An 11,929-nucleotide genomic window follows, 5' to 3' on the forward strand; every position below is an offset into this window, starting at 1 on the left:
GCGGCGACGCGCGTCCACGGCCGGGATCGCTGCGTTGCCTGAGAGTGCCATCCCTAGCGCTTCGGCCATCGAGGCCATGGTGGAGGCTGTGCCCATCGTATTGCAGGTGCCGGAGGAGCGCGACATCGCCTGCTCCGCCTCGAGAAAATCGGCCTCCGACATCTCGCCGGCCTTGATTGCCTCCGACATCTGCCAGAGCGCGGTGCCGGAGCCGACCCGTTCGCCCCGGAACCAGCCGTTCAGCATCGGCCCGCCGGAAACAACGATCGAGGGCAGATCGGTGGAGGCCGCGGCCATCATCAGCGAAGGCGTGGTCTTGTCGCAGCCCACAAGAAGAACTGCACCATCCATCGGCTGGCCGCGCATCGCCTCTTCCACCGCCATGGCGGCGAGGTTGCGAAACATCATCGCGGTGGGGCGGAAGGTGTTTTCCGAGGCCGAGAAGGCGGGCACCTCGACGGGGAAGCCGCCGGCCTCCCAGACGCCGGTCTTCACCTTTTCGGCCAACTCGCGCAGGTGTCCGTTACAGGGGGTAAGCTCCGCCCAGGTGTTGAGGATCCCAATTACCGGACGCCCGTCGAAGAGGTCATGCGGGTAGCCTTGGTTCTTCAACCAGCCGCGGTGGTAGATCGCGTCGCGTGACGTGCCGGAATACCACTCCTGCGAACGGAGGCGGCGGGGCCAGGAGGCCGGCGTGAAGGTCTTTGCGGTCATCTCTTCGGTCTCCCTGTTTACGGTTCAGGTCAAAGCGCGCGGATGGGTACCGCGCGTTCGGGGTCGCCCGACAGCACGGTCAGCGGGTTGCGCAGTGGAAGCCCGAAGGGCGGCGCCGAGATTTCGAAGACGTCCCCCTCCTGCGCAGTGACGCCGCGCGAGAAGGAGAGTGTCGCCGTACCGAACATGTGGATGTGCAGGTCGCCGGGCCGCCGGAAGGGCGCGTATTTGAAGTGGTGGTGCTCGAGATTGGCGATGGAATGGGACATGTGATCCTCGCCCGACAGGAACGGCGCATCGAAGATCACCTCTCCCCCGCGCAGCACACGGGAGCGGCCCTCGATGCGTTTCGGCAACTCGCCCAGCAGCAGCTCGGGCCCGAAGGCGGCCGGGCGGAGCTTCGAATGCGCGAGATAGAGGTAGTTGATACGTTCGGTCACATGGTCGGAGAATTCGTTGGCGAGCGAGAATCCGATCCGCCAGGGCTGGCCGTCCGGCCCGATCAGGTAATAGCCCGCGATCTCAGGCTCCTCGCCGCCGTCGAGTGCGAAGGCGGGTGAGGCGAGGGCCGCGCCGGGGGCCACGGCCTCGGTGCCGGGGCCCTTGTAGAACCACTCGGGCTGAGCGCCGGCAAGGCCTGGGTCGGGGCGCCCGCCCTCGAGTCCAATGCGGAACATCTTGAGAGAGTCCGAGGCCTCGCCTGCCTGCGCCGCATGCATCGCATCGCGCGCCGAGGCGGAGCCGGTATGCGTGAGCCCGGTGCCGGTGAGATACATCCGCGCGGGTTCCGGATGGCGCAGCGGCACGTCCAGCCGGTTAGAGGCGGCAAGCGCTGCGAGGTCCACTTTCTCGCCGCCCCGGGGCAGGATCTCTGCGAGCGGCATGGCACGGCGTACCGCCTCCTCTGCCAGCTCGAAGATGGTGGCGGGTCCGGGCAGCAGGCGCGCAGCCTCGCCCTGGCGGCAGATCACTCCGCCGCCGACCAGTTGTGAAAGATGCATCTTTCAGCCCTGTTTCTGCTTGTTGTAGACGTCGAAGATCACGGCCGCGAGCAGCACGAGTCCCTTGATCATCTGCTGGTAGTCGATGCCGATCCCCATGATCGACATGCCGTTGTTCATTACGCCCATGATGAAGGCGCCAACGACAGCGCCGACGATCTTGCCCGAGCCGCCGGCCATCGAGGCGCCGCCGATGAAGACCGCGGCGATCACGTCGAGCTCTAGCCCGTAACCCGCCTTTGGCGTCGCCGTGTTCAGCCGTGCGGCATAGATCAGCCCTGCGAGCGCCGAGAGCACTCCCATGTTCACGAAGGCGAGGAAGGTCAGCCAGGAGGTCTTGATGCCCGAGAGCTTCGCGGCCTTCAGGTTGCCCCCAAGCGCGTAGATCCGTCGGCCGAGCACAGTGTTCTCGGTCACGAAGGCGTAGACGACAATCAGGATCCCCATCGTCACCAGCACGTTCGGAAGGCCGCGGAAGGTGGCGAGCTTGAAGGTCAGGAACAGGAAGGCGCCAAGGACGACAAGGTTGCGGACCCAGAAGAAGGCCGGCGGCTCCTTCTCCATGCCGTATTGGCGGGCGCGGGCGCGGCCACGCAGGCCCATCCAGATCGTTGCCAGTGCCACGACAGCACCGATGCCCATGGCCAGCATGTTGAAGTTGAACGCGCCCACCGCCGCGGCGAGGGGCTTCGTCACGGCGGCCGGCATCACGTCAGGCACGAACCCGTTGGAGAGGATCTGGAAGGAGCGCGGGAAGGGTCCGACCGACTGCCCGTTCAGCACGAGAAGCGAGGCGCCCCGGAAGACCAGCATCCCCGCCAGCGTGACGATGAAGGATGGGATCCGCCAATAGGCCACCCAGTAGCCCTGCGCCGCGCCAATTGCGCCGCCGAGTGCCAGCGTCGCCACGACCGTCACCAGCACGGGGAGGTGAAGCTGTACCATCATCACCGCCGCCACCGCGCCGATAAAGCCCGAGACTGAGCCGACCGAGAGATCGATATGCCCGGCCACGATGACGATCAGCATGCCAAGCGCCATGATGATGATGTAGCTGTTCTGCAGGAACAGGTTGGTGATGTTCACCGGCCGCATCAGCGTGCCGTTGGTCACGATCTGGAAGAAGACCATGATCGCAATCAGCGCGAAGAGGAGCCCGTAGTCGCGCATGTGCGAACTGAGGTAGGCCCCGATCCCCGTCGCCGGCGTTTCGGATTCGATCTGGACAGGCATGGTCATCTGGATTTCCTCATTCGCTGACGATGAGCGACATGATCCGCTCCTGAGAGGCCTCGGCTGCCGGAAGCTCGGCCACGAAGGAGCCTTCGCTCATCACGTAGATCCGGTCGCACATGCCCAGCAGCTCGGGCATTTCGGACGAGATCATGATCACGCCTTTCCCTTCCGCCGCCAGCTCGTTGATGATGGTATAGATTTCGTATTTCGCGCCGACGTCGATGCCGCGCGTGGGTTCGTCGAGAAGCAGCACCTCCGGCCCGGTGAAGAGCCATTTGGCCAGCACCACCTTCTGCTGGTTGCCGCCGGAGAGGTTGCCGACCTTTTGGAAGACCGATGGCGTGCGGGTGCCGAGCGCCTTTCGGTAGCGTTCCGCCACTTCAATGTCGCGCATGTCATCAAGCACGCCGCGGCTTGCCACAGCCTCGAGATCGGCAAGCGAAGTGTTGAACTTAACGGTTTCCTCGAGGATCAGGCCAAGGGCCTTCCGGTCCTCGGTGACATAGGCCATGCCGGCGTCGATCGCGCGGTCCACGCGGCTCACATCGGCGGGCTTGCCGCGCAGCTTCACTTCGCCGCTGATCTGACGGCCCCAGCTGCGACCGAAGATCGACATCGCGAGCTCGGTCCGGCCCGAGCCCATCAACCCTGCGATGCCGACGACCTCGCCAGCCTTCACGTCGAAGGAGATGTCGCGGATCACATGCCGGTCGGCATGGTCCGGGTGCCAGACGTTCCAGCCGGTGACCTCCATCAGGACCTCGCCAGCTTGGCGGTCGCGGTCCGGGTAGCGCTGGGACATGTCGCGGCCGACCATGTCACGGACGATGTCGTTCTCCGACAGGCCTGACCGGGCTGGACGACTGGAGACCGTGCGACCGTCGCGGATCACGGTCACCGTATCGGCCACGTAGCGCACCTCATTGAGCTTGTGCGAGATCAGGATGCAGGTCACGCCCTGCGCCTTCAACTCCAGCATCAGGTCCAGAAGCTTGCGCGAGTCGTTCTCCTGCAGTGCCGCCGTCGGCTCGTCTAGGATCAGGAGTTTCACGTTCTTCGAAAGCGCCTTGGCGATCTCGACCAGCTGCTGCTTTCCGACGCCGATCTTGTCGACCAGTGTGCCCGGCGCCTCGGCCAGCCCGACCTTCTTCAGCAGTGCCTGGGCACGCGACATCGTCTCGTGCCAGTTCACCACGCCGTGCGACGCCTGCTCGTTGCCGAGGAAGATGTTCTCGGCGATCGAGAGCAGCGGCACCAGCGCCAGCTCCTGGTGGATGATGATGATCCCCCGTGCCTCGCTGTCATGGATGCCGGAGAATTGGACGGGCGCTCCCTCGTAGAGGATCTCGCCCTCGTAGGTGCCGTGGGGATAGACCCCGGAGAGCACCTTCATCAGGGTCGACTTACCCGCGCCGTTCTCGCCGACAAGGGCGTGGATTTCACCGGGCATCACCTGGAAGCTGACCTCGTCGAGCGCCCTGACGCCCGGGAAGGTCTTGGTAATGCCGCGCATCTCAAGGATGGGGACCATGTGTTCTATGTCCATGAAAGCGCCCCGCCGCGGGGAGAGATGCGGCGGGGCCCGGCCCTTGGCCTACTTCAGCTGATCGGCCTTGTAGTAGCCGGAGTCGACCAGGACCTTGGAGTAGTTGGTCTTGTCCACCAGAACGGGCGTCAGAAGGTAGGACGGCACGACCTTCACACCGTTGTTGTAGGTCTTGGTGTCGTTGACCGGCACGGTACCGCCCGAGAGCATGGCGTTAACCATTTCCACCGTGACCTTGGCCAGTTCGCGAGTGTCCTTGAACACGGTCGAATACTGCTCGCCTGCTTCGATCGACTTGATCGAGGGGATCTCGGCATCCTGCCCGGTCACCACCGGCATCTTCAGGTCGCCCGAACCGTAGCCCACGCCCTTCAGCGAGGAGAGGATCCCAATCGACAGCCCATCATAGGGCGAGAGCACGCCGTTCACATGCGCGGTCGTGTAGTAGGCCGACAGAAGGTTATCCATCCGCGCCTGGGCCACCGCGCCGTCCCAGCGCAGCGTGCCGACCTTGTCCATGCCCATCTGACCAGAGACGATCTTGATATCGCCCTTATCGATCATCGGCTGCAGCACCGACATGGCACCGTTGTAGAAGAAGCCGGAGTTGTTGTCGTCCGGTGAGCCGCCGAAGAGTTCGACATTCCAGGGATGCACACCCGGGAAGCGCTGCTTGAGACCATTGACCAGCGAATTGGCCTGGATCACGCCGACCTTGAAGTTGTCGAAGGTGGCGTAATAGTCGACGTTCGCGCTGTCGCGGATCAGGCGGTCATAGGCGATGACCTTGATTCCGGACGCTGCCGCATTGGCCAGCGCGTTCGAAAGCGTCGTCCCATCAATCGCCGCGATCACCAGGACCTTGTCGCCCTTGGTGATCATGTTCTCGATCTGGTTCAGCTGATTGGGGATGTCATCCTCGGCGTATTGCAGGTCGGTCTTGTACCCCTGCGCCTGGAAGAGCTTCACCATGTTGTTGCCGTCGGCGATCCAGCGAGCCGAGGACTTCGTCGGCATGGCGATGCCAATGGTGCCCTTGTCGGCGGCCTGACCCGGACCAGCGAGCATAGAAATACCGATCGCGAGCGCGCTCGCGAGATGCAGAACCTTCATCTGTCTCCTCCCTCTGAGGGCCGCCCTCCGCGGCCCCAGTCGGCTCACAAACCCGAGCCCACGCAATCGTTATCCGTGCGTGACATAACAAACAAATACCAATATGATTAATTCGATTAACAAAAGCGGTAACATCAATGCCCGAACGCCTTACCAATCTCCGGCCGGCGCAGGCCCGTCTGGTCAGCGCGATTGCTGAGCACGGCCAACTTCAGCTCGCCGCCCAGGCCTGCAACATGAGCCCGCCGGCGGCGTCGCGAATGTTGTCGGATATTGAGCGTGACCTCTACGCGCCGCTTTTCGAACGGACGCCGAAGGGCATGGTTGCGACCTTCATCGGCGAGGTCGTCGCCCGGCGCGCGGCGCGCGTGGTGGCAGAACTGCGTGACATGGAGCGCGACCTGATGGATTTCCGCAGCGGCCGCGGCGGGCGGGTGCGGGTTGGCGCGGTGACCGGACCGGCCCTGGGTTCGGTGGCGCCCGCGGTGCTCGCGCTGAAGTCCGAAGCTCCGCGCGCGGATATCGCCGTGGAGGTCGCTCCCTCCGCCGCCCTGGTCGGTGCCCTTGCGCGAGGTGAGCTCGACTTTGCCTTCGCGCGCCTCCCGGAGGATCTCGATCCGGCCGATTTCGACATCCAACCGGCGCTGCATGAGAACGTCGTTCTCCTGGTGCGGGCTGGCCATCCGCTTGCCGCCCGCAGCAGCCTCGAGCTGTCCCAACTGGCGAACCTGCCGTGGATCTTGCAGCAGCGCGGCGCGCCAATCCGGCAGGCGGTCGAGACCGCCTACGCAGCGATCGGTCGTCCGCCGCCGGGCGATGTGGTCACGACCTCCTCGCTGCTCTTCATCATGGCGCTGCTCGTCGAGTCGGATGCAGTCGCCGCGATGACGCGTGAGGTGGCGGACCTCATGGTGGGTGAAAGCATCGCTGCCCGCTTCCGGATCCTCGCGCTGACCAACCCGATCAATGTGGTGCCCTACCAACTGCTCCGGGCGCGCGACCGCTTGCTGTCGCCGATCGCTCAAAGGCTCTACCAGCATTGCCGGGAGCGCGCAGTCGCAAGCTCTGCGTGAGGGGCTTTGACTTGAGCATCCAAGTCCCAGAACCTCGCCGGCCGGCGCTGAGGACATCGGACCGAAGCTGGCACATGACGATTGAGTCTAAAGGATCGTTGCAGACCCACTCTGGCACACAGCTCGGCGTCAGCATTCACACCGTGTGAAATCAGGCAAAGGCGTTTATGCCAAGAGCGGCATGCGCAGGAAGGCGGAGCTCGTACGGCTTGTGTTGACCATTGGCCAATGAGCTCAGGTCCCGAAACCTCCGTACAGCGGAGCGACGGATGTCCGCGACACCCCCGAATAAAGGCGGTGCGGTCGTATCGCAAACTGCGGTGGAGAGAGGAGCATCCGAGACCTCTGCTTGGATTGCCAGCTGTTGGGATTGCGGCATGACGGATGGAACTGGTCGCTCGCGCTCAGGCCGGTCTGAACGGGGCCAGCTGATCCCGTTTTGGTGAGATTGCGGGTCTCATCGGAAATCCCCATCCTGGTGGAGATAACCCAAAATGGTCGCCGCGGGAATGAGATAGGCGAAAGGCCGGGATGGGCAGACCTTCCGGATCTCCTTTTGCCTCCACGAGAGACAGAGTCTCCCGGCACCCCATCGCCGGTCGGAGGCTGGGGTCTCTTAAGCGAAGGGTCGCCCAGGTTATGCACCACAAAAAAAATTACGTGGTGTATGGTTTTGGCTATATACACCACAGACAAATGTTTGTGGTGTAAGGCATGGTTACATATCACAGTCAGATCGGCTCAGCCGCTTGGTCGGATCTTCTGCGTCTTCTAAAAGACGCCCGGGTCTCGGATCTCCGGGGTGTGCCAAAGATGCGGACGGTCGGAGGAAGATCATACTGGTATGATCACTTCCGGATCGGGTCCGAGGTTGTGGACCGCTACATCGGAGAGGACAGCGAAGAGTTGCGTGCGCGGCTCGAACGCGCCCGGGAGATCGGTGAGGCTCGGAAAACCGGCGAGCGCGAGCGTGCGCGGCTGATGCGTATCCTGCGCGCCGAAGGCTATCTCATGAGTGACGCGGCCACAGGGCAGATCATCTCCGCGATGGAGCGGTCGGGTGTTTTCCGGCTGGGTGGCACGCTTGTTGGAACGCAAGCGTTCCGGCTCTACGAGGGGGAGCTCGGTGTGCGGATCGCGTTCGATCAATCCGCCATCACGGACGATATCGACATTGCAAATTTCGAACGGTTGTCGATCGCATTGGGCGACACGGTGAACGAGAGCCTGGCGGATGTCTTTTCGACGCTGAAGTTCGAACCTTTGCCGCCGCTGGAGAAGAGCAAGGTCTGGCGTTGGCGGCAAACCGATCGCTCGACACTGGTGGAGTTCCTGACACCGTCGTTCGAGGAGCACGAAGGTCTACGGGACCTGCCAGCGCTAGGGGTCAGTGCCCAGAGCCTGCATCATCTGAACTACCTGATCGCCGATCCGATCCAGGTCCCGTTTCTATATCGGTCTGGCGCCCTTGTGCAGATCCCGAGACCGGAACGGTTCGCGATCCACAAGCTGATCATCGCGGATCGGCGCCGGGCGGATCCCGACCAGCTCAAGGCGCGTAAGGACCGTGCCCAGGCGGCGTTCCTGATCGAGGTTCTGAGTGAAGAGCGCCCGGAGGACCTTCTTGAAACCTATGAGGCTGCCCGGGAGAAAGGGCCGCAGTGGCGGGCGCGTCTCGATGCCACACTGAAACGAATGCCGGAAACCCGCGCGCGCCTCGACGCGCTGCGCTGACAAACGGGTTCTCGGCGCACTCCGGCGGTGAGGCGCGTTTCAATGTGCGGGTAGGCCTTCTCGGAATGCTGGAAGCACTCGAGGACACGACCGACGAATGCCGCCTGATCGACCCGATCGTAACGCGGTGGGAGGGATGGTTCCTCGGACAGCGGACCCAGTGATCGCAGTGTCCGTCATCCGCGAGATGCCCGCTGCCACCAGCCCTTGACCGGACCTGCGGCCAGGGAAGTGTGGCCGCCAAGGCGGCCAGGAGTCGTGGGGCACTCGGCGCCGGGCACCGCGCCCAGTGGGGATCAGGCCGCGGTTGGCTTGCCGATCTGCGCCATGATCCTGTCGTCCCACTTGCCCTCGACCTTGAACCGGGCGACCGCGCCGAGCATGAACGCCTCGATCAGATTATGGTTCAGGTAAGCGTAGACGCCCGGCTGAAGGAAGGTGCAGGCCGCCGCGCCGGCGGAGCCTCCTCGGATGAACCAAGTTTCCTGGTCGACCTGGGGCGGGTTGGCGAACTTGCCGGTTTCCCAGACGTAGTCGCCGTGACCGCCGATCAGGTGGGGCCGGGTGTCACGGTTTGCCTGGGCGTGGACGATCAGCACCGTTTCGCCCACTTTGGCCTGCATCGCGTTCTTGCCGGCGAGCGAACCGACGCGGCCGTTGAAGACGACGTGGGTCGGGGTCAAAGTGCGGGCGACATCCATCCAGTCGGCCATGTCCTCGCCCGCCGAGGCGTAGGACTTGTAGGCACCGTCCTTGTCGCGCGGGATGTAGAAGTCCTGCTCGCCGATGTAGAAGGCGCGATCGTAGCGAAGGGCCGAGCCGTCGGGCTTCTTCAGCCCGTCGCGCGGCAGCACCATGACCGCCCCGTTCATCCCGTGGGTGACGTGGTAGGGCACCATGATGTCGCCAGGCGCGCAGTGGTAGACGAAGACGCCGGCCTCCAGCGCGCGGAAGCGCAACTTCACCTCTTCTCCGGGTGAGACCTTGGTCAAAGCGCCACCACCCAGTGCGCCCGTCGAGGCGTGGAAATCGACGTTATGCTCGAATACGTTCTCCGCGGCGTTTCGCAGCGTGAGCTCGATGTAGTCGCCTTGGTGGCAGACGATCATCGGGCCAGGGACGGAGCCGTTGAAGGTCAGCGCCCAGATCTCGGTGCCATCGTCATCGATCTGCATCTTCTTCTCGTGCACGGTCATCGTCACCTCGACGATCTTCGGGCCGCCGGTGGCGACCTGTTCGTGGTCCGGCACGGCAGGCGGGGCGACAAGGGTCTGCTTCTCGCGCGGAAGAGTGGAGATATTGATCTTGTCGGTCGGGATCCCGAGCGGATCGGCCGCCGGAGGCGCGGCAGAAGCGGTTTCCGCGAGTGCCTTGCCGGGAGCGCCCGCGAGAACGATCCCAGCCATTGCCGAGGCGGTCGCGCCTGCCGTCAGGAAGGCTCGCCGGCCCGCGTTGCATGCCGTCTCCGTGGAATGAATAGCCATCATGATCTCCATCATCGAGTTTCGGCGGCTGGCTCAGTCCGGTCGTCGATGGCATTTCCATATCCGACAAAAAAAGTATGCTATTTGTTCTCGCGCAAACTTAGTCGTGTTTGCGCTGGTATTGGCACCCGGGCCATCTTCGGCAGGGCCGACTAGCCGGTTCACGAACCCGGCGGTTTCTGCCGCAATCCTTCGGCCATCGGTCTCTCCACGGCTCGAGCTGAGCCTGTAGCCGGGCTGTCGTTGACTGGTGCAGGCCATGCCCTGAGTGGAAGGGGCGAAGTAGGCTCGGCAGAGTGCAGCCATCGCGGAAGGTTTGAGGCGCATTCCGGAAGCAGCGTTCGATCCGAACCGCAGGAGGCAAGCGAGCTCCGGCGTTGGCCGAGTGATCGTGGAGCGGATCGTCTGGCCCGACCACGGGACCGCGCGGTTTTGCCCCGCAGCAATGCCCTTGACCGGGGCGTAAGGTCCGGGCCGGGAAGCGTGCGCTGAAGAGGAGAGACTGAGATGAATGCTCCAGATGCCGCCGTGGGTCCGCCGCCGGGGCGCATGATGCCCGTTGGGCTGATGTGTACCGCTCTGCGTCCAGTTCTCGGTCGGGTCGTTCGCCGTATAGCTGCGCATCACCCCGAGATGTTTGCCCGGATCGCACCTTACGAAACGGCGGATTTTGTCATCGTGCCAAAGGAACTGCCCTTTGCGCTGCATCTGCGCCCCGAGCCGTCGGCGCCGATGCTCAGGGCCGTGCCGAAGGATCGCCTGCCGCCCTTTCACGCGTGTATCGAGGGGCGCTTCCTGCTGCTGCTGGAACTGGTCGATGGAGAAAGCGATGGAGACGCTGCCTTCTTTTCGCGCGACCTCACGATCTCCGGCAACACCGAGGCCGTCGTCAGCCTGCGCAACGCGCTCGACGATATCGATGGATCGGTTGCCCAGGAGACGGCCGATCTGTTCGGCCCGCCCGGGCGGGCGGTCCTCAACATCCTCAGGCGGAGAAGCGGAAGACAATGAACGAAACGAGTGACTTCTCGGCGGCCGGCGAACTCGTCTGCCCGGCCGGTACCCCGGCTGCCCTGCGCACCGCTGTCGATGCGGGGGCGGATTCGGTCTATTGCGGTTTCCGCAACGCCACCAACGCGCGCAACTTCCCCGGCCTGAATTTCACGGCCGAGGAACTTGAGGCATCGGTTGCCTACGCTCATGCCCGGGGGGCTCGTGTGCTCCTCGCGCTCAATACCTACCCGCCTGCGGGCAAGGTCGGCCTCTGGCGGGACGCCGCGGACATCGGTGTGCGGGCGGGGGTGGATGCCTTCATCGTCGCGGATATGGGGGTCGCCCATTACATCGCCGAAACGCACCCCGGCGCCCGGCTTCACCTTTCGGTTCAGGCCGCCGCCTCCAGCCCTGAAGCGATCCGTTACTATTGCCAGCATTTCGGGGTGCGCCGCGTGGTGCTGCCGCGCATCCTGACGATACCGGAAATCCGCGAGATCAAGCGCGAGATCCCCTGCGAGATCGAAACCTTCGTCTTCGGCAATCACGGACTGATGGTCGAGGGGCGGTGCAGCCTGACCAACTGGCTCACCGGACAGTCGACGAACATGGACGGCGTGTGTTCCCCCGCCTCCGACGTGACCTATGAGCGTGAGGCGGACGGTTCGATGCGAAGCTGCCTCGCAGGCTTCACGATCGACGCCTTCGGCCCAGAGGAGAACGCCGGCTACCCGACGATCTGCAAGGGCCGCTATGTCGCCCCGCACCGGCCAGAAGGATACTACGCCTTCGAGGAGCCCGTGAGCCTCAACCTCGGCCGGCTCCTGCCCGAGTTGATGGCCGCCGGCGTCCACGCCTTCAAGATCGAGGGCCGGCAGCGGTCGAAATCCTATGTCCGCAGCGTCGTGTCGAATTTCCGTCGCGCGGTGGACGACATTCGCGCCGGCGCCGAGCCGAACCTTGCTGATCTGGTCGCCCTGACCGAGGGCCAGAAGGAAACCCAGGGCGCATTCAAATCGAAGAAGTGGAGGTAAG

Annotated in this window: 10 protein-coding genes; 4 read left to right on the forward strand and 6 right to left on the reverse strand. The window is 64.0% G+C overall.

The annotated features are described in order from the left end of the window. The 5 genes from EIP85_RS20335 to chvE form a co-directional block, all read right to left on the reverse strand. A partial coding sequence (locus EIP85_RS20335; protein ID WP_206615609.1) for a dihydroxy-acid dehydratase domain-containing protein occupies window positions 1-714 on the reverse strand: 714 nt, incomplete at its 3' end. Window positions 715-743: 29 nt separating this feature from the next. Beyond that, window positions 744-1,715 (reverse strand): AraD1 family protein, encoded by a 972-nt coding sequence (gene araD1, locus EIP85_RS20340; protein ID WP_127904053.1) that lies wholly within the window; start codon window positions 1,713-1,715, stop codon window positions 744-746. Between the two features lie 3 nt (window positions 1,716-1,718). After that, window positions 1,719-2,954, reverse strand: coding sequence for a multiple monosaccharide ABC transporter permease (gene mmsB, locus EIP85_RS20345; protein WP_127904054.1), 1,236 nt, complete (start codon window positions 2,952-2,954; stop codon window positions 1,719-1,721). 10 nt (window positions 2,955-2,964) lie between these two features. Further along, complete coding sequence (gene mmsA / locus EIP85_RS20350; protein WP_127904055.1) at window positions 2,965-4,482, reverse strand: multiple monosaccharide ABC transporter ATP-binding protein; 1,518 nt, start codon at window positions 4,480-4,482, stop codon at window positions 2,965-2,967. 63 nt (window positions 4,483-4,545) lie between these two features. Next, window positions 4,546-5,610: a multiple monosaccharide ABC transporter substrate-binding protein gene (gene chvE / locus EIP85_RS20355; RefSeq protein WP_127904056.1), complete on the reverse strand. Its 1,065-nt coding sequence runs from the start codon at window positions 5,608-5,610 to the stop codon at window positions 4,546-4,548. 137 nt (window positions 5,611-5,747) lie between these two features. Here chvE and EIP85_RS20360 point away from each other — a divergent pair, with 137 nt between their 5' ends. Then, window positions 5,748-6,683 (forward strand): LysR family transcriptional regulator, encoded by a 936-nt coding sequence (locus EIP85_RS20360; RefSeq protein ID WP_127904057.1) that lies wholly within the window; start codon window positions 5,748-5,750, stop codon window positions 6,681-6,683. A gap of 714 nt (window positions 6,684-7,397) precedes the next feature. Beyond that, window positions 7,398-8,417 carry a nucleotidyltransferase family protein gene (locus EIP85_RS20365; RefSeq protein WP_127904058.1) on the forward strand — a complete coding sequence of 340 codons (1,020 nt, stop codon included), beginning with the start codon at window positions 7,398-7,400 and terminating at the stop codon, window positions 8,415-8,417. Between the two features lie 296 nt (window positions 8,418-8,713). Here the strand turns inward: EIP85_RS20365 and nirK are convergent, their stop codons facing one another. Then, the gene (gene nirK, locus EIP85_RS20370) at window positions 8,714-9,901 is read right to left on the reverse strand and encodes a copper-containing nitrite reductase (RefSeq protein WP_127904059.1); all 1,188 of its coding nucleotides are present in this window, start codon (window positions 9,899-9,901) and stop codon (window positions 8,714-8,716) included. Between the two features lie 507 nt (window positions 9,902-10,408). On the opposite strand from nirK, the gene ubiT reads away from it, so the two are divergent. Continuing rightward, entirely contained in the window at window positions 10,409-10,912 is a 504-nt protein-coding gene (gene ubiT / locus EIP85_RS20375; RefSeq protein WP_127904060.1) for a ubiquinone anaerobic biosynthesis accessory factor UbiT, read from the forward strand. Then, complete coding sequence (gene ubiU, locus EIP85_RS20380) at window positions 10,909-11,928, forward strand: ubiquinone anaerobic biosynthesis protein UbiU (protein ID WP_127904061.1); 1,020 nt, start codon at window positions 10,909-10,911, stop codon at window positions 11,926-11,928. Before ubiT ends, ubiU begins: the two co-directional genes overlap by 4 nt. Window position 11,929 lies beyond the last annotated feature (1 nt).

The organism is Solirhodobacter olei, assembly GCF_004010155.1.
Taxonomy (GTDB): Bacteria; Pseudomonadota; Alphaproteobacteria; order Rhodobacterales; family Rhodobacteraceae; genus Solirhodobacter; species Solirhodobacter olei.